Origin of the sequence: Aeromonas sp. 602658 (genome assembly GCF_049173005.1) — a bacterium.
GTDB classification, from domain to species: Bacteria; Pseudomonadota; Gammaproteobacteria; order Enterobacterales; family Aeromonadaceae; genus Aeromonas; species Aeromonas veronii_A.
In genome coordinates this window covers 16212-34060 of record NZ_JAAKRF010000028.1, presented here as the reverse complement: position 1 = coordinate 34060, position 17849 = coordinate 16212, and the positions used below count along the sequence as shown (strand labels likewise).

Annotated in this window: 15 protein-coding genes; 6 read left to right on the top strand and 9 right to left on the bottom strand. The window is 59.7% G+C overall.

Annotated elements, in window-relative coordinates:
* Positions 1–69: 69 nt before the first annotated feature.
* The gene (ubiK, locus tag G5253_RS16180) at positions 70–327 is read left to right on the top strand and encodes a ubiquinone biosynthesis accessory factor UbiK (protein WP_005339429.1); all 258 of its coding nucleotides are present in this window, start codon (positions 70–72) and stop codon (positions 325–327) included.
* A 54-nt stretch (positions 328–381) separates the two neighbouring features.
* On the opposite strand, the gene G5253_RS16175 is transcribed toward ubiK, so the two are convergent.
* The 6 genes from G5253_RS16175 to trxA all read right to left on the bottom strand — a co-directional run bounded on the left by G5253_RS16175 (position 382) and on the right by trxA (position 6862).
* The gene (locus G5253_RS16175) at positions 382–1395 is read right to left on the bottom strand and encodes a GGDEF domain-containing protein (RefSeq protein ID WP_266135506.1); all 1014 of its coding nucleotides are present in this window, start codon (positions 1393–1395) and stop codon (positions 382–384) included.
* 218 nt (positions 1396–1613) lie between these two features.
* Positions 1614–2312, bottom strand: a complete 699-nt coding sequence (fre, locus tag G5253_RS16170; protein WP_266135505.1) for an NAD(P)H-flavin reductase — start codon at positions 2310–2312, stop codon at positions 1614–1616.
* 146 nt (positions 2313–2458) lie between these two features.
* Positions 2459–3928, bottom strand: a complete 1470-nt coding sequence (ubiD, locus tag G5253_RS16165) for a 4-hydroxy-3-polyprenylbenzoate decarboxylase (RefSeq protein WP_266135504.1) — start codon at positions 3926–3928, stop codon at positions 2459–2461.
* A gap of 33 nt (positions 3929–3961) precedes the next feature.
* A complete protein-coding gene (locus G5253_RS16160) occupies positions 3962–4954 on the bottom strand; it encodes a hypothetical protein (protein ID WP_266135503.1) in 993 nt (330 codons plus the stop codon).
* A 108-nt stretch (positions 4955–5062) separates the two neighbouring features.
* The gene (gene rho, locus G5253_RS16155) at positions 5063–6328 is read right to left on the bottom strand and encodes a transcription termination factor Rho (protein WP_005342418.1); all 1266 of its coding nucleotides are present in this window, start codon (positions 6326–6328) and stop codon (positions 5063–5065) included.
* A gap of 207 nt (positions 6329–6535) precedes the next feature.
* Positions 6536–6862: a thioredoxin TrxA gene (trxA, locus tag G5253_RS16150; protein WP_005339416.1), complete on the bottom strand. Its 327-nt coding sequence runs from the start codon at positions 6860–6862 to the stop codon at positions 6536–6538.
* A 113-nt stretch (positions 6863–6975) separates the two neighbouring features.
* On the opposite strand from trxA, the gene rhlB reads away from it, so the two are divergent.
* The 4 genes from rhlB to G5253_RS16130 all read left to right on the top strand — a co-directional run bounded on the left by rhlB (position 6976) and on the right by G5253_RS16130 (position 11235).
* A complete protein-coding gene (gene rhlB / locus G5253_RS16145) occupies positions 6976–8265 on the top strand; it encodes an ATP-dependent RNA helicase RhlB (RefSeq protein ID WP_266135502.1) in 1290 nt (429 codons plus the stop codon).
* 11 nt (positions 8266–8276) lie between these two features.
* The gene (gene gppA / locus G5253_RS16140) at positions 8277–9767 is read left to right on the top strand and encodes a guanosine-5'-triphosphate,3'-diphosphate diphosphatase (protein ID WP_064339043.1); all 1491 of its coding nucleotides are present in this window, start codon (positions 8277–8279) and stop codon (positions 9765–9767) included.
* Between the two features lie 195 nt (positions 9768–9962).
* Positions 9963–10940, top strand: coding sequence for a DUF4382 domain-containing protein (locus G5253_RS16135; protein ID WP_266135501.1), 978 nt, complete (start codon positions 9963–9965; stop codon positions 10938–10940).
* 25 nt (positions 10941–10965) lie between these two features.
* Positions 10966–11235: a Rho-binding antiterminator gene (locus G5253_RS16130; protein WP_266135500.1), complete on the top strand. Its 270-nt coding sequence runs from the start codon at positions 10966–10968 to the stop codon at positions 11233–11235.
* Between the two features lie 59 nt (positions 11236–11294).
* On the opposite strand, the gene G5253_RS16125 is transcribed toward G5253_RS16130, so the two are convergent.
* Positions 11295–12041 (bottom strand): class I SAM-dependent methyltransferase, encoded by a 747-nt coding sequence (locus tag G5253_RS16125; protein ID WP_216952437.1) that lies wholly within the window; start codon positions 12039–12041, stop codon positions 11295–11297.
* 70 nt (positions 12042–12111) lie between these two features.
* Here G5253_RS16125 and G5253_RS16120 point away from each other — a divergent pair, with 70 nt between their 5' ends.
* Positions 12112–12852 (top strand): substrate-binding periplasmic protein, encoded by a 741-nt coding sequence (locus tag G5253_RS16120; protein WP_227341664.1) that lies wholly within the window; start codon positions 12112–12114, stop codon positions 12850–12852.
* Positions 12853–12857: 5 nt separating this feature from the next.
* Here G5253_RS16120 and G5253_RS16115 read toward each other — a convergent pair whose 3' ends face one another.
* On the bottom strand, positions 12858–15404 hold the full coding sequence (locus G5253_RS16115; RefSeq protein WP_266135499.1) for a putative bifunctional diguanylate cyclase/phosphodiesterase: 2547 nt from the start codon (positions 15402–15404) through the stop codon (positions 12858–12860).
* A 207-nt stretch (positions 15405–15611) separates the two neighbouring features.
* Positions 15612–17654 (bottom strand): oligopeptidase A, encoded by a 2043-nt coding sequence (gene prlC / locus G5253_RS16110; protein WP_266135498.1) that lies wholly within the window; start codon positions 17652–17654, stop codon positions 15612–15614.
* Positions 17655–17849: the final 195 nt, after the last annotated feature.

Sequence of the window (17849 nt, the reverse complement as noted above, 5' to 3'; positions counted from 1 at the left end):
AGCCGCCGCGATCTCGGCAAAGTGAGGGAATTGTCGGTAGAATGTCCGCCAACGCTTAAGGAGGACATCATGATCGACCCGAAGAAACTGGAAGAGATCGCCAAGCAGGTGCACAACTCCCTGCCACCCGGCATTCGCAGCATGGGTGAAGAGGCCGAGAAGAAGATGCGTCAGGTACTGCAAGCGCAGCTGGGCAAGCTGGATCTGGTCAGCCGTGAAGAGTTCGACGTGCAGACCAAGGTGCTGCTGCGTACCCGGGAAAAACTGGCCGCCCTCGAAAGCAAGCTGGCTCAGCTCGAGCAGCAGCTCGGCGCCAAAGGCGAATAACGAAAACCCCAGCTCAGCTGGGGTTTTTGCTTTGTATTGAACCTGTAAAAAGCATCACACCTGAAGCAGATACCAGGCCCGCTTGCCGCGCGCCTTGGCCTCGTACATGGCCCGGTCGGCCACCTCCAATGCCTGTCGGAAGCTCAATGGTTGCTCCTCCCACAGGGCGATGCCGATACTCAGCCCCACCCGCTGCGGGCAACCGGGTTTGGGCACGTAACCATGCATCCGGCAGATCAGGGCATCGGCCAGATGAGCCAGAGCATGGTTTGATACATCACGATGCAGATAAACCACAAACTCGTCACCGCCGTAACGGCCGCACAGGGCAGAACCCGGCATAATGAGACGCAACCACTCCGCCATCTGCTGCAGTACCTGATCACCACAAGCGTGGCCCAACTGGTCATTGATCCCCTTGAAGTCATCCAGATCGATAAAGAGCAGTGCCCCCGTCCCTTGTGGCGGCTGTAGAGCGAACGCCTTGCCAAATCCCTGCCGGTTGAGCAGGCCGGTGAGCGCATCGCAGTTGGCACGCTCTGCCAGCCGCTGCTCATAAGCCTTGCGCTGGGTGATATCGATATGGGAGCCCATGATCCGCAATGGCCTGCCCTCATCATCCCACTCCACGACGCGACCACGATCCCACAGCCAGGTGACCTCGCCTTGCGGATTGATTGTGCGGTATTCGGCTTCATAGAAGGGGGTTTTACCCTCAAGGTGGGCAAAGTAGCTGCCCATGGCATGGGCGCGATCGTCGGGATGGAGCTTGGCGCTCCACTGATCGAAATGAGGGGCCATGTCACCGGCCTGAAAGTTCTGCAGATTGAAGACCCGCAGCTCGCCGGTGGGAATGGTGCCCTGCCAGAGACAGATGCCGGTGCCATCGAGGGCGGCATTGAGCTTCTCCTGCAACAGGCCGTTTTCATGCTTCAAAGCGGCGATCTCTGCCTGCAAACGGGCCATTTCACCGCCATGAGGGGACGGGATCAGCGTTGCGACCCGCTCGACAGAGCCGGTCTCTCCCCTGTCATCCTCCGCAGATGCCCTGCCCTCTTCACTCAACACTACGCCCCCTTGTGCTTGCTCTATAGATGATCTTGTCAATCCCTCACAAAGATGCCATCAGCTACGTTTGATTAGTAGCCATTCATAGTCAAAATATTGAAAAATAATGGGATAACGCCGCGATAATCCAACCATTCTGGGCGATCCGGTACTGCGACAACCCAAAAACAAAAGCCCCCGGCAAAACCGGGGGCTGCGTCATCCAAGCGGGGATCCCGTCAGATAAATTCGTAGGCGTCACCGAAGATGCGCTCCGGCTCGGCGCCGAGGATCTTGAACTCCTCACGCGCGGCCCCCGCCATCTCGAAGCGACCGGCGACATAGATGTCGTAGTCGTGGAGGCTGACGAAGTCATCCATGATCGCCTTGTGCACCAGTCCGCTCTTGCCGGTCCAGTCAGCATCCGGCTCCTGCACCACCGGGATAAAGGTGAGCGGCGCATAGTCACGCTCCCACTGCTGCATCTGCTCCAGTTCGTAGAGCCAGTGAGCCTGACGTACCCCCCAGTAGAAGAACACCGGGCGCTTGCTGCCTGTGTCGATCAGATATTCCAGAATGGAGCGGGCGTAAGAGAAGCCGGTGCCGCCCGCCATCAGGATCAGCGGACGGGGAGACTCATCGCGCAGGAACGCCTTGCCAGCCGGCAATTCGACCTCGATCTCCCCCTGCTCGCGCATGCAGGCCAGCACCTGACCGGCATAGGCGTTCTCGGGAGTGGCACCAATTTGCAGCTCCAGCACGCCCGGGCGGGTCGGCGAGTTGGCGATGGAGAAGGGGCGCTTGTCCGAATCGCTCATCACCACCAGCAGATACTGGCCCGGCTTGAAGCTGATCGCTTGCTGCGGCGTCAGAGCCACATGCCAGATGGTGTCGACATATTCGCGCAGTTCCTCTACGCGGCATTTGATACGTTGCATTCTTGTCCTTGTGGCGGGCTCGCTCGGCCCGCTTCGCTCATTGTTTCACTATGGAGTGACGACCAGCAGCCCTGGCCCCGTCAGTCGAGAATACTCAAATCAGTGCGGATCGCATCACTTTTTGCAGCAAAGCTGTCATGTTTGCCTCATCCGAGGATATTGAGCTCATCCCAGATGGCATCGACCTTCTGCTTCACCGCCTCATCCTGAACTATGGGCTGACCCCACTCCCGATTGGTCTCGCCCGACCACTTGTTGGTGGCATCCAGCCCCATTTTGGAGCCGAGGCCGGAGACCGGCGAGGCGAAGTCCAGATAGTCGATCGGCGTATGCTCGATCAAGGTGGTGTCCCGTGCCGGGTCCATCCGGGTGGTGATGGCCCAGATCACATCCTTCCAGTCGCGGGCGTTGACGTCATCGTCACACACCACCACGAACTTGGTGTACATAAACTGGCGCAGGAATGACCAGACTCCCAGCATCACCCTCTTGGCGTGGCCCGGGTAACGCTTCTTGATGGTCACCACCGCCATCCGGTAGGAGCACCCCTCCGGCGGCAGATAGAAGTCCACAATCTCGGGGAACTGCTTCTGCAGCAGCGGCACGAACACCTCGTTCAGCGCCAGACCCAGTACCGCCGGTTCATCGGGCGGACGGCCGGTGTAGGTGCTGTGATAGATGGCATCGCGCCGCTTGGTGATGTGGGTGATGGTAAAGACCGGGAACTCGTCCACCTCGTTGTAGTAACCGGTGTGGTCGCCATAGGGCCCTTCCGGCGCCATCTCCCCCGGCTCCAGATAGCCTTCCAGCACGATCTCGGCGCTGGCGGGCACCTCCAGATCGCAGCTGATGGCCTTGATCACCTCGGTACGGCTGCCGCGCAGCAGACCGGCAAAGGCATATTCGGAGAGAGTATCCGGCACCGGCGTCACCGCGCCGAGAATGGTCGCCGGATCGGCACCGAGTGCCACCACCACCGGGAATCGCTCGCCCGGGTGGGCCTCCTGCCACTCGCGAAAATCGATGGCACCGCCACGATGATCCAGCCAGCGCATGATCAGCTTGTTTTTGGCGATCTTCTGCTGGCGATAGATGCCGAGGTTCTGGCGTTTCTTGTAGGGGCCGCGGGTGATGGTGAGGCCCCAGGTGACCAGCGGTGCCACATCGCCGGGCCAGCAGTGCTGGATCGGGATCTGGTCGAGATCGACCGCATCGCCCTCCTGCACCACCTGCTGGCAGGGGGCGGAAGAGAGGCGCTTGGTCGGCATGTTGAGCACCTGCTTGAAGATCGGCAGCTTCTCCATCAGCTCCTTGAATCCCTTGGGCGGCTCGGGCTCCTTGAGATAGGAGAGCCAGACCCCGACCTGACGCAGTGCGCCCACATCGGGCTGCCCCATGCCCATGGCAACCCGATCCGGGGTGCCGAACAGGTTGGTCAGCACCGGCATGGTGTAGCCTTTGGGATTTTCGAACAGCAGAGCCGGGCCACCCGCACGCAGGGTGCGATCGCTGATCTCGGTCATCTCCAGATAGGGATCTATCTCGCGGGTGATGCGCTTGAGTTGTCCGTTTTGTTCCAGCTGCGCGATGAAATCACGCAAATCCTTGTATTTCATGCAAGTTCCCAACCGGGTTCAGGAGGTCACGCATTATAACCCTGGCTGCTCATCGGGTGTACCCGAATCGGGCAACAGACTCGGTGCTGCGGGGGGGAGAGCACGCTGGCCGAGGCGTCTGGCAAGGCCGGAGAGCAACTGAGGTTCATCCACCTCCATCAATAGACCGGCCACCAGCGCCCCGTATTGGCGGTTGGAGAGCTCGGCCAGCAGGTATTTCTGGGCTTGTGGCGGCAAAGGAGAGAGGGCGCTCAGCTGGCGCAGGGCCGGCTCTCTCAAACCGGGATTGCCGCTGGCGGCAATCAGCAGGGAGCTGGCCGTATTGCCATGATGGAAGCGGTTGATGGTGGCGAGTGCGCGCAGCGCATCCTGATCTGCCGGCCGCCGCCACAACATGCCATAGAGCGCCGGTTCACCTGTGCGCAGCAGCAGATGGAGCAACAGCTGATTGTCGGGCAGATAGATATTCCGGCTGGCCAGCGCTTGCGCCTCCCGCATCCAGATCGATTGCGGCAAGGCGTCGAGGGCCAGTAACAGGGCTTGCTGCTGCATGGCGAGATCGGGGTTACTGCTGTAGTAAATGGACTTTAGCGGGAAGCTGCCCTGGGCAAGCTGTTGCCGATAGCGCTGCACCAATGAGTGCAGTTGCCATTCGCCCAGCAACTGACGGGCCTGCGCGGCAAAATCGTAGACAGGTTGCTGCACCAGAAAACCGTCTACCTGCTGCTCCTGCAGCCACTCGGGAGCCTTGTCGGCCTGTGCCTCGACCCAGAGTTGCAACGCGGGGGACGCAGGAGCGGTAGCGGGAATATCCCGCAGCAGCTGCAACAGCAGGAACTCCCGCTGCTCGCGGCTCAGGGTCGCCAGCAGAGAGTCGATGGCGGCAAATTGTCCTTGCTGCAGACGGCCCGCCAGATAGCGTTGGTGAGTCTGCAGCGTCTCGGCTGTCACCGTAGCCGGAGCACTCTGCGCACAGACTGGCATTGCACTCAGCAATCCCAGCAATAACCAGACAACAGGCTTCATGACGTCTCCATCCATGCGACATCGGGATCTCATACTACTAGGGCAACCGGAAAACAGATAAACAAAAACCGCGACCAGGGCCGCGGTTTCGTCATTTTCTGACCTGACTTACTTCTGCTGGCGCCGCATGGCGTCGAAGAACTCGTCGTTGGTCTTGGTCATCGCCAGCTTGTCGATGAGGAACTCGATACCGTCGATCTCGCCCATCGGGTGGACAATCTTGCGCAGGATCCACATCTTCTGCAGCTCGTCACCAGTGGTCAGCAGCTCTTCCTTGCGGGTGCCGGAGCGGGTGATATCGATGGCCGGGTAGACACGCTTCTCGGCAATCTTGCGCGAGAGGTGCAGTTCCATGTTGCCGGTACCCTTGAACTCTTCGTAGATGACTTCATCCATCTTGGAGCCGGTATCGATCAGCGCGGTGGCGATGATGGTCAGGCTGCCGCCCTCTTCCACATTACGCGCGGCGCCGAAGAAGCGCTTGGGACGGTGCAGGGCGTTGGCGTCCACACCACCGGTCAGTACCTTGCCGGATGACGGGATAACGGTATTGTAGGCACGGGCCAGACGGGTGATGGAGTCCAGCAGGATCACTACGTCTTTCTTGTGCTCGACCAGACGCTTGGCCTTCTCGATCACCATTTCGGCAACCTGAACGTGACGGGAAGCAGGCTCGTCGAAGGTGGAAGCGATCACTTCGCCCTTCACCATGCGCTGCATCTCGGTCACTTCTTCCGGACGCTCGTCGATCAGCAGAACGATCAGTTCACAGTCCGGGTGGTTGTAGGCGATGCTCTGGGCGATGTTCTGCAGCAGCATGGTCTTACCGGCCTTGGGCGGCGCCACGATCAGGCCGCGCTGGCCTTTACCGATGGGGGAAGCCAGGTCCAGTACACGGGCGGTGATATCTTCGGTAGAGCCATTACCCCGTTCCATGCGCAGACGTTCGTTGGCATGCAGGGGGGTAAGGTTTTCAAACAGGATCTTGTTGCGGGAGTTTTCCGGACGGTCGTAGTTGACCTCATTGACCTTGAGCAGTGCGAAGTAGCGTTCGCCCTCTTTCGGTGGCCGGATCTTGCCGGAGATGGTATCGCCGGTACGCAGGTTGAAACGGCGGATCTGGCTCGGGGAGACGTAGATATCGTCAGGGCCCGCCAGATAGGAGCCGTCTGCACTGCGCAGGAAGCCGAAACCATCGGTCAGGATTTCCAGCACACCGTCGCCAAAGATATCTTCACCACCCTTGGCGTGCGCCTTGAGGATTGCAAAAATAATATCTTTCTTGTGCGCCCGAGCCAGATTTTCCAACCCCATGGATTCGCCAAGCTTGACCAGCTCGGACACAGGAGTGTTCTTTAATTCAGTCAGATTCATAGTGGTGAAAGTCTGTAAGCAAGGATTGAAATGAGGAGACAGTCTGCTGGATTGATGCTGATCGGATTTGATTTGCCAGGCTGATGTGTGAGCAAAGAGTCAGGCAAAAAGGTTAGCAAACGAGCGATAAATTAGCACCAATCGGGGTGAGCGTCTAGGTGATAAAACAGAAGGAGCGCATTATTGCAATGCGCTCCTCTTCGATTATTACAGGTTGCCGTCCAGGAACTCTTTCAGCTGAGTCTTGGACAGAGCACCGACCTTGGTCGCTGCCACTTCGCCATTCTTGAACAGCAAGAGGGTCGGGATACCACGAATGCCGTACTTCGGCGGAGTATCAGAGTTATGGTCGATGTTCAGTTTGGCTACGGTCACGCGACCTTCGTACTCTTGGGCAACTTCTTCCAGGATCGGGGCAATCATCTTGCACGGACCACACCACTCGGCCCAGAAGTCGACCAGAACGGCGCCATCGGCTTTGATTACATCTGCCTCGAAGCTGGCATCGCTCAGCTGAACAATCTTGTCACTCATCTCCAACTCCAGTCAGTAAATAAGGCTTTATTGACTCGTCAATAAAGGCAATAGTTGCCCTATTTGAAATGATCCTGTTTATTATTGCAAGCCTAACCTGATAACCTACCGCCATGAGCAAAACACACTTAACGACCGACAAATTCGCCCAAATGGGCCTCGAACCCGAAGTTCTGGCTGGTCTGGAATCAAAGGGATTTCACTATTGCACCCCCATCCAGGCACTGTCTCTGCCACTGCTGGTAGAAGGTCATGACCTCGCCGGTCAGGCCCAGACAGGAACCGGCAAGACCATTGCCTTCCTGGCCGCGACATTCAACTATTTGCTGACTCACCCGCTGACCAAGCCCCGTCTGGTTAACCAACCCAGAGCCATCATCATGGCACCCACCCGGGAACTGGCAGTACAGATCTATAACGATGCCGACAACATCGCCGCTTCTACCGGCCTGAAACTCGGCCTCGCCTACGGTGGCGAAGGTTACGACAAGCAGCTGGCCGTGCTGGAGCAGGGCGTCGACATCCTGATCGGCACCACCGGCCGCATCATCGACTACTTCAAATCCAAGGTGATCGATCTGAGCAACATTCAGGTCGTGGTACTGGACGAAGCTGATCGCATGTTCGATCTGGGCTTCATCAAGGACATCCGCTTCCTGTTCCGCCGCATGCCGCCCGCGACCGAGCGTCTGAGCATGTTGTTCTCAGCCACCCTCTCCCTGCGCGTGCAAGAGCTGGCCTACGAACACATGAACCATCCGGAACATGTGCAGGTAGAGCCTGAGCAGATGACCGGCGTGCGGATCAAGGAAGAGCTGTTCTACCCCTCCAACGAAGACAAGATGTTGCTGCTGCTCTCCCTGATGGAAGAGGAGTGGCCGGAGAAAGCGATCGTCTTCGCCAACACCAAGCATGTCTGTGAAGACGTGCATGCGTGGCTGGAGAATGACGGCCACCGCGTCGGCCTGCTGACCGGTGACGTGCCGCAGAAGAAGCGGATGAAGATCCTCGAGGATTTCACCAAGGGTGCGCTCGATATTCTGGTCGCCACCGACGTGGCCGCCCGTGGTCTGCACATCCCTGACGTGACCCACGTCTTCAACTATGACCTGCCCGACGACGCCGAAGACTATGTACACCGTATCGGTCGTACCGGTCGTGCCGGCAAGAGCGGTCACTCCATCAGCCTGGCCTGTGAAGACTATGCCTTCAACCTGCCAGCCATCGAGGAGTACATCCACCATGCCATTCCGGTCAGCAAATATGATCGCGAAGCACTGCTGGATGATGTGACCCCGCCGAAACGGGTGTTCCGCAACCGTCAGCCGGTGAACCGCAACATGCGGGATCGTCAGGGCGGTGGCAACAGCAACAACCGTCGTCGTCCGCCGCGCAAGAGCTAAGGACAGGCCCGTTGCACAACTCGCCTCTCTATGCCGCCATCGACCTCGGCTCCAACAGCTTTCATATGCTGGTGGTGCGCGAGGTCGCCGGTGCCCTGCGCACCGTGGCCAAAGTCAAGCGCAAGGTTCGCCTCGCAGCCGGGCTCGATCCGGAATTTCGTCTCAGCCGTGCCGCCATGGAGCGGGGCTGGGACTGTCTGCGTCTCTTCTCCGAACAGTTGCAGGACATCCCGGCCGACAATATCCGGGTGGTGGGCACCGCAACCTTGCGGCTTGCCACCAATGTCGACGAGTTCCTCAGCGAAGCGGAACGGGTGCTCAACCACAGCATCGAGATCATCTCGGGCGAGGAAGAGGCCAAGACCATCTATGAAGGGGTCTCCTGGACCTCTGCCGGGGAAGGCAACCGACTGGTGATCGACATCGGCGGTGCCAGTACCGAACTGGTGATCGGCGAACATAGCGAAGCAAAACTGCTCAATAGCTTGCACATGGGCTGCGTCACCTGGCTCAATAATCACTTTGGTGATGGCGAGCTCTCCGAAGCCCGTTTCGAGCAGGCGATTGCTGCCGCCAAGGCGGTGCTGGAGAAGGTGGCGGAAGATTACCGCGCCCTCGGCTGGCGCACCTGTGTCGGCGCCTCCGGCACGGTGCAGGCGCTGCAAGAGATCATGCTGGCGCAAGGGAAGAGCGAACGGGTCACCCTGCCGAAACTGCAGGAGCTGATGGGTCAGGCCATCGCCTGCGGCAAGCTCGACCGGCTGCAGCTTGAAGGACTGGCGGCCGAGCGGCTGACCGTGTTCCCCTCCGGCCTCGCCATCCTGATCGCCATCTTCGAAACCCTCGATATCGAGAGCATGACCCTCGCGGGTGGCGCCCTGCGTGAAGGACTGATCTACGGTCTGCTGGGCAACAATCACGACTGTGATGCCCGGGATCGTACCGCCGACAGCCTGATCAGCCGCTATCAGCTGGATAAAGAGCACGCCGAACGGGTGCGCGATACCGCCGTCGAGGCGTTCAACCAGCTGCAACCGGCCTGGCGACTCTCCAAACGCTACGGTCGCCCAATCTTGCGTTATGCCGCCCTGCTGCACGAGATCGGCCTCTGTATCGAGTACAAGAAGGCGCCGCAACACGCCGCCTACATCATCGACAACATCGACATGCCGGGCTTTACCCCTGCGCAAAAGAAGCTGTTGTCGGCCCTGCTGTTCAACCAGCGGGACGAATTCAAGCTGGAACCACTGGAGAAACAGGGTGCCGTCACCGGTCGTCAGGCGATCCGGCTGGCCCGTATCCTGCGCATCGCGCTGATCCTCTGCATGCGCCGTACCCAGGGCACAGTGCCCAGCTTCACCCTGCAGGCAGAAGAGGAGTCACTGACCCTGACCCTGCCCAAGGGGTGGCTGGACGAGCACTACCTGCGCGCCAGCGAGCTGCGCCTCGAGGTAGAGCGCCAGCAGAAGATGGGCTGGCCCACCCGCCTGCTGGAAGCCTGATTGGGCCACGCCCAATCAGTGCCCCGGCGTTCCGACAATCTCTTTCGCAGCCAACACTGGTGCTACTCAGGCCTGCACCTTGATGTTATTGGGCTGACGGGCAGATCCCGCCCTTGCGTCTGGGCCCAGCCTCCCCTTCATGACCAACGTTCGACTAGAGTTGGGGTGTCTTCATAACCAACCGGAATGGACGCCATGAAATCCTTGACTCTGATCGGACTGACCACCCTGCTCACCGCCTGCGGCGGTGGTGGCGACAGCAATAGCCAACCACAACCAGCCCAGCTCTCGCTGGCCTTCTCCGACGCCCCGGTGGATGCGGTCAGCAAGGTCTGCATCGCCGTCGCCAACATCAGCATCCACCCCGTCGCCGGCAACGAACAGATCTGGACCACCGCCAGTTTTCTCACCTCGGCCCAGGACGATGGCTGCACCCCGAGCGGCGAGACGATACCGCTCGACAGTGCAGACCGGCCGCAGTTCACCTACATCGACCTGCTGAGTTATCAAGGATCCGCCAGTCGCCCCCTGCTGTCCGGTCAGAGCGTGATGCCCGGTGACTACAGCCAGATGAGGTTGCGGATACTGGATGGACGGGAGGTCAGCAACCAATTTCTGAATGGCACCCCCTACTCCTACGTCAAACGGGATGATGGGGGGATCAAGCCGCTGGAAGTGCCAAGCAGCGAGCTCAAGCTGGATGCCTTCACCATCGCAGCAAACGGCCTCAGCGCCTTCACCACCGAGTTCGACCTGCGCCAGGCCATGGTGCTGCCCGGCCACGAGCAGTACTACAAGCTCAAGCCCAGAGGGGTGCGGCTGGTGAATAACACCCAGGTCACCATCGTCAGGGGCACGGTAGCAGCTGGCTTGTGTGGCGGCCTGCTGACCGACAAGGCTTTCGTCTACTTCTACCAACCCAGAAGTGACGACAACTACCCCGACATGGCGGACAGCGACAACGGCTTCTATGCCAGCGCGCCCGTGTTGCCGCAAAGCGGTGGCGGCTTTGGTTACGAGTTGGGATTTGTTAATCTCGGTAGCTACGATCTGGCGCTGGTCTGCAATGGCCACGAGGACGATCCGGCGCTGGCTGGCGACCCGCTGCAACTGGAACAGGTGCAGAAAGCCCAGGCGGTGGTGGCACCCGCCACCATCATCAATTTCCAGTAACCGGCGACAAGAGGGCAACCCGCACATGAACACCTACCAACCCATCAGTTGCGATCTCTACGACTGGCTGGAGATCGCCGCCAGCTGGCAGTTGCCGGTCGCGCTGACCAGTCGGGACGGACGTCAGTGGGCGGATCGGATCCGCACCATAGAGGCCCGCGATGGAGTAGAGTATCTCCAGCTGCACAGCGGCGAGCAACTCAGTCTGGCGGATCTGGCGACCATGAGATTCAGCTGGCAGGGAGAGGAGAAGCTGATCCGCTTCGCTCCACCAGCCCAGTCAGACGGCCAATAGATGGCAAGAGGGCCAACCCCATCGGGTTGGCCCTCTTCTTTTACCCCTCGCGTGCGGCGTTATCCCGCCAGCGCCGCCATCACATAGACATCGAAGCGGTTGCTCTTGGTCTCGATAGCCATGCTGGGTTTGTGCTCATTGAGCCAGCCAGCATAGTCCGGTCGCTTCACCACTACCCGCTTTTGTGCCATCTTCAGCGCCGCCGGCAGCAGGGCATCGGCGTCAAGATCCGGCCCCACCAGCGACTGAAACACCCGCATCTCTTTTTTCACCAGCGCCGACTTCTGTTTGTGGGGGAACATGGGGTCGAGGTAGATGACGTCAGGCCGCTCGGTTAGCCCTAGCAAGGTCTCCACCGCCGGGCCGTGCAGCAACTGCATCCGCTCGCGCACCCAGGGGCCAATCTCCGGGTCTTCGGCGGCTCGAGCCAGACCATCCTGCAGCAGGGCGGCTACCACAGGGCTGCGTTCGATCAGGGTCACCTTGCAACCAAGAGAAGCCAGAACGAAGGCATCACGCCCCAGTCCGGCAGTGGCATCCACTACGGTCGGTGTGGCGCCGGCCTTGAGCCCCACTGCCTTGGCGATGGACTGGCCACGACCGCCGCCAAACTTGCGGCGATGGGCGACGGCCCCTTCGACGAAATCCACATAGACGGCCCCCAGCTTGGGCTCATCCAGCTTGCGCAACTCCAGCCGCTCCGGGGTAAACACCAGAGCAAACAGGGGAAGGTCGATTTGGCCAAGCTGGCTGGCCAGCGCGTCTGCCTGCGCGGCCTTGGCGGGGTCTTCGAGGAGGATTTGCATGGTCTCTGGATGCGTTCTAAGTTCAGTGAAGCGAGTGTACCACAACCCCCCTCATATCCCGGAGAATCCCATGCAGCTGCTGATAGCCCTGTTGCTTGCCGCCCAGAGCAGCACCAGTCTCAAGGTATGCGGTGTAGACTGGCCCCCCTTCTCCTACGCCGAACAGGGCAAACTGATGGAAGGGATATCGGTGGAGATCCATCAGGAAGCAACCAGACGCCTCGGAATGACCCTAACCCTGCTCGAACTGCCGTGGGGGCGCTGCGAACAGTATGTGAGTACCCAACTGGCTGATGGCATCCTCGACAATGCCCCCCTCCCCGGCTGCTACCACTCTGATCTTGCTACCGCCTTCTATCCGCTGGCCGCCTATGTGCGCAGTGACAGTCCGCTACAGAACTTCTCGTGGGAGATGGCCAAGGGGCTGAAAGTAGGGATGGTCAGGGGCTATGACTATACCGACAAGATCAGGAACTTCACCGGATGGGACCCCATCAAGGCCCATTCAGACAAGCAGTTGCTGCTGTTGCTTGAGAAGAGCCGGGTTGACCTCATCATCCTCGACTACTTCTCGGCCCCCATCCTCTCCAGGGAGCAGGACGTCAAGATCCGCCCCCTCACCCCCTTTATCGACTCGACACCGCTCTACCTCTGTTTTGGCAAGCAGAAAGCAGACCTGTTGCCTGCCTACAACAAGGCGCTGCAACAGATGCTGGATGAAGGGGTACTGGATCGCATCTATCTGCGCTATCTCGGCGAGAATTACCGGACACTGCAAACGAAGCAGGCAGAGATGACATCGAAGGAGTAAACCCCCTAACTGATCTGCAGAAACATCCCCTTGTCATTGAGCTGCAGATATTCGGTGAGATCGTCATAGGCCAGCGGGCGGCTGAGCAGATAACCCTGGGTGAAGGCACATCCCTTCTGACAGAGGAAGTTGAGTTGCTCGCGGGTTTCTACCCCCTCAATCACCACCTGCATACCGAGGTTGTGCACTATGTTGATGATGCCGTCCAGCAGCATCCGATCCTGCTCGTTGAAGGGGATATGGCGCACAAAAGAGCGGTCGATCTTGACCAGATCCACCGGGAAAGAGCGCAGATAGTTGAGGGCCGAGTAGCCGGTACCGAAATCATCGATAGCCAGCTTGCAACCCGCCTCGCGCAGGGCATCGATCCGCACCCTGTGCTGATCACTGCTCTCCATCAGCAGAGATTCGGTGATTTCGATGACGATGTCGGCAGGATCGAGCCCGAAGTGCTGGATCACCTTGAGCCACTCGCTCGCCTCAGGGTCGATAGTCTGGAACTCCATGGTGGAGCGGTTAATCGACATCTGCAGCTCAGGGAAGCCGGACTGCTGCAACCGAGCCAGATCCCGGCATGATTGCCACAACACCAGCGCACCCAGCCCCTGAATCAACCCCGCCTCTTCCGCCAGCGGGATAAACTCGGCTGGCGACACCTGTCCCCACTGGGGGTGATACCAGCGCACCAGCGCCTCAAGCTTGGCGACCCGACCGCTGCGGTTGTCCCAGATCGGCTGGTAGGCCATGGTTAACTGCTCCAGCTTGATCGCCTCCGCCAGATCCTGTTGCATCTGGTGGCGCTGACGGACCTCTTCCCGCATTGAGGAGCAGTAGGTACCGATCAACCGCCCCTGCCGCTTGGCGGCAAACAGCGCTTGTTCGGCGTTTCGCAGCAGCTCGTCACTCTCGCTACCATCGACGGGGCAGAGGGTCATCCCCACGGTTGCCGTAACATAGAGATGCTGGTTGGCCAGCATAAAGGGACGGGTAAAGCTACCGATAACCTGCTTGGCAAACACCTCGGCCTGACGACGGGTGACGATGCCTGGCACCAGAAAGGCGAACTCGTCACCACCGATGCGGGCCACCAGGTCCTCGGTGCGCACCCGGCTCACCAGCCGGTCCGACACCTCCCGCAACAGGGCGTCACCGGCATGGTGATCCATGCTGTTGTTGACCGCCTTGAAGTTGTTGAGGTCGAGCACCATGAGCGCAAAGCGCTCGCCCCGCTCGCAGAAGCGGCTGAGACAGCGACTGAACAGCCAGCGGTTGGGCAGGCTGGTGAGGTTGTCATAGTTGGCCTGTGCGGCGATCTTCTGCTCGGCCAGTTTGGTTTGGGAGAGGTCGCTGAAGATGGCGATGTACTGGCTGATCCTGCCCCCTTCCCGCAGGGTGCTAATCATCAACTGCTGTGGATAGAGCTTGCCATTCTTGCGCTTGTTCCACACCTCACCACGCCATACCCCCACCCGCTCCAGCGCATGGTACATGTCGGCATAGAAGGTCTGGTCGTGCAGCCCCGACTTGAGCAGGCTGGGGCGCTGGCCTCGCACCTCGTCACTGCTGTAGCCGGTGATCTGCTCGAAGGCCGGATTGACCGAGATGATGCGGCTATCGGCATCACAGACCAGGATCGCCTCGGAGAGATTGTCATAGACCCGGTGGGAGAGCTTGAGCTGCTCCGCATGGCGCTTGAGAGGATCGATATTCTCCAGCAGCACCATCAGGTAGTCCGGCTGCTGCTGCTTGTCACGGATCAGGGTGACGGTTACCCGCCCCCACAGGATCTGCCCCCCCTTGCAGAAGTAGCGCTTCTCCCGGGTGAAACTGCTGCGCTCGCCACGGCGGATCTCTTCGTAGCAAACGAGGCTGCCCTGCCAATCCTCGGGATGGTTGATGTCGGAGATGGATCGCTGCAGCAACTCGTCGAGGGGATAGCCAAGCATCTGCTCGATGGCCGGGTTGGCCCAGAGGATACGGCCAGCCAGATCCAGCTTACCGATCCCCACCGGAGCCTGGAACAGCATGCTCTGCAATGCATGGGACGGTTCAGGCAGAGGGGGGGGCAGCTGTCGTTGCAGCATCAGCGCCAGCTCACGACCCGCCAACGGAGCCAGCAACCGGAGTAACCCAATCACCTTGCTCATATTGGCCTGCGGCTGACGATAAAGCAGGGCGCAGATACCTATGGTCTCGCCATCTGCATTCCTGAGGACAATCCCGGCATAGGCCTGAGGTTGCCACTCCTGTGCAAGGGGAACGTTGGCAAAGAGCTGAAGCAGACGATCGCTGAACCAGGCTTCCCCCTCCTGCCAGGTAATGGCATCGGGAGAGTCAGTCAGTGGCAGCGTCAGGGCATCGGTGTCAAGGGAGGAGGGATAGGCGGTCTGAACCGTCAGGTGGGTAGCATTTGATTCCCTGCTGGCGATCAGGACGACATCAGCCATCACAGCAGCGGCGATTTCACTCACAAAGGTATCGAAATATCCCTGGCCGCTCGAATGAGCCAGACTGGAGATGATTTGATAGACGGAATCGAGTGCTCGCCTCATGGCAAGTGGCTTTCTCTCCTTGAAGGTTAGAACACGACTCTACTGAAGAGCCGTGGGCAGTGCAAATATGCAATCAGCAAGATATTAAAAAGCCTTGAAAAAAGGGACCAAAAGGTCCCTTTTTGTCGCAGAAATCACGACTCGATCCCACTATGCCGCAAAACAGTGTACCTGCTTGAAGCTCACACAGGCGGCGGGTCAGGAATCTCAGGCAGCGATCCCGCTGTGTCGCAGCAGTGCATCCACCTTGGGCTCACGGCCACGGAAGGCTCGGAACAGCTCCATCGGCTCCTTCGAGCCCCCCTTCTCCAGAATATTCTTCAGGAAGGATTGGCCGGTGGCCGGGTTGAAGATCCCCTCCTCCTCGAAGCGGGAGAAGGCATCGGCAGAGAGCACCTCGGCCCACTTGTAGCTGTAGTAGCCCGCCGCATAGCCGCCCGCGAAGATGTGGGAGAAGCTGTGCTGGAAGCGGTTGAACGCCGGTGGCGTCATCACTGCTACCTGACTGCGTACCTCGTCCAGCAGCGCCGGGAGCTGTGCCGGATTGGCCGGGTCAAACTCCTGATGGAGACGGAAGTCGAACAGGGCGAACTCCAGCTGGCGCAACATCTGCATCGCCGCCTGGAAGTTGCGGGCGGTCAGCATCTTCTCCAGCAGATCGGCAGGCAACGGCTCGCCGGTCTCGTAGTGGCCGGAGATAAAGGCCAGCGCCTCGGACTCCCAGCACCAGTTCTCGAGGAACTGGCTCGGCAGCTCCACCGCATCCCAGGCCACGCCGTTGATACCGGCCACGCCGGCCACGTCGATGCGGGTCAGCATGTGGTGAATGCCGTGGCCAAACTCATGGAACAGGGTGACCACTTCGTTGTGGGTGAACAGCGCAGGCTTGCCATCCACCGGGCCGTTGAAGTTGCAGGTCAGGTAGGCCACCGGTTTTTGCAGCGAGCCATCCTGACGGTAGCGACGACCCAGACAGACATCCATCCAGGCCCCGCCCTGCTTGTGCTCGCGGGCGTAGAGGTCGAGATAGAAGCTGCCGCGCAGCTCGTCGTCGGCATCGAAGATGTCGTAGAAGCGCACGTCCGGGTGCCAGGTGTCGATGCCGAGGCGCTCGCGCACCTTCATGCCGAACACCCGCTTCACCACTTCGAACAGCCCCTTCACCACCTTGCTGGCGGGGAAGTAGGGGCGCAGCTGCTCGTCGGAGATGGAGAATTTGTGCTGCTTGAGCTTCTCGGCGTAGTAGGCGAGATCCCAGGCTGCCAGCTCGCTCTGACCATGCTGCTCGGCGGCGAAGGTGCGGATCTCCTCCAGCTCAGCCTTGCCTTGTGGCAGGGATTTGGCCGCCAGATCGGTGAGGAAGCTCACCACCTGTTCGGTCTTGTCCGCCATCTTGGTGGCCAAGGAGAGCTCGGCATAGTTGGCGAACCCCAGCAGCTGGGCCAGTTCGCGGCGCAGGGTGAGCAGCTCGCTCATGATGGCGGAGTTGTCCCACTTGCCCGCATTGGGGCCCTGATCGGAAGCGCGAGTGGTGAAGGCTTCGTACATCTCGGCGCGCAGCTCGCGGTTGTCGGCATACATCATCACCGGCAGGTAGGAAGGGATATCCAGCGTGAACAGCCACCCCTCTTTGCCTTTAAGTTCAGCCATCTGACGGGCAGCGGCACGCACGCTGTCGGGCAGACCGGCCAATTCGGCTTCATCGCCCACCAGCTTGTGCCAGCCCTGGGTCGCATCCAGCACGTTGTTGCTGAAACGGGAGGCCAACTCGGAGAGGCGGGCCTGAATTTCGCCGTAACGCTGCTGCGCCTCGGCAGGCAGACCGATGCCAGAGAGGCGGAAGTCACGCAGGGTATTCTGGATCTCCTTGCGCTGGGCGCCGCTCAGCAGCGGGAAATCATCGCTCTGGGAGAGGGCCAGATAGGCCTGATAGAGCCCTTCATGCTGACCAACATAGGTCTGGAATTCGGAGAGCAGCGGCAGGCAGGCGTCATGGGCCTCGCGCAGCGCTTCGCTATTGAGTACGGAGTTGAGGTGGCTGACCGGTGACCAGATCCGTGACAGGCGGTCATTTACCTCTTCCAGCGGGGCAATCAGGCTATCCCAGGTATGGGGATCACGCTGGGCCAGCACATCGCTGATCTTCTGCTTGCAGTCAGCAATCGCCTGAATCACGGCAGGCTGAACCTGCTCCGGCTTGATCTGGCTGAAAGGGGGCAGAGAATCCATTGTCAGCAAAGGGTTATTCATCCCGGTTACCTCTTGTTTGGTCTTGAACAGACCGCTTTAGCAGCTCTGTATGGCTTTCTAACATGTGGCCAAGCCACGCAATAATCAAGCGGGAATCCGCCACAACCCTGTACTTTTCCAGCCATTGCGACCCGGATCTCTGCCATTGCCGCTGTTTTGTCATCAACAGTCAGTAACAGGATGAATCTGTGAGCT

Bases quoted from the DNA above. Each gene is read 5' to 3' on its own strand.
- rhlB (WP_266135502.1), top strand. From the start codon at position 6,976: ATGAGCAAAACACACTTAACGACCGACAAATTCGCCCAAATGGGCCTC.
- prlC (WP_266135498.1), bottom strand. From the start codon at position 17,654: ATGAATAACCCTTTGCTGACAATGGATTCTCTGCCCCCTTTCAGCCAG.
- G5253_RS16115 (WP_266135499.1), bottom strand. From the start codon at position 15,404: ATGAGGCGAGCACTCGATTCCGTCTATCAAATCATCTCCAGTCTGGCT.
- G5253_RS16160 (WP_266135503.1), bottom strand. From the start codon at position 4,954: ATGAAGCCTGTTGTCTGGTTATTGCTGGGATTGCTGAGTGCAATGCCA.
- fre (WP_266135505.1), bottom strand. From the start codon at position 2,312: ATGCAACGTATCAAATGCCGCGTAGAGGAACTGCGCGAATATGTCGAC.
- G5253_RS16130 (WP_266135500.1), top strand. From the start codon at position 10,966: ATGAACACCTACCAACCCATCAGTTGCGATCTCTACGACTGGCTGGAG.
- G5253_RS16125 (WP_216952437.1), bottom strand. From the start codon at position 12,041: ATGCAAATCCTCCTCGAAGACCCCGCCAAGGCCGCGCAGGCAGACGCG.
- G5253_RS16120 (WP_227341664.1), top strand. From the start codon at position 12,112: ATGCAGCTGCTGATAGCCCTGTTGCTTGCCGCCCAGAGCAGCACCAGT.
- rho (WP_005342418.1), bottom strand. From the start codon at position 6,328: ATGAATCTGACTGAATTAAAGAACACTCCTGTGTCCGAGCTGGTCAAG.
- trxA (WP_005339416.1), bottom strand. From the start codon at position 6,862: ATGAGTGACAAGATTGTTCAGCTGAGCGATGCCAGCTTCGAGGCAGAT.
- ubiD (WP_266135504.1), bottom strand. From the start codon at position 3,928: ATGAAATACAAGGATTTGCGTGATTTCATCGCGCAGCTGGAACAAAAC.
- G5253_RS16135 (WP_266135501.1), top strand. From the start codon at position 9,963: ATGAAATCCTTGACTCTGATCGGACTGACCACCCTGCTCACCGCCTGC.
- ubiK (WP_005339429.1), top strand. From the start codon at position 70: ATGATCGACCCGAAGAAACTGGAAGAGATCGCCAAGCAGGTGCACAAC.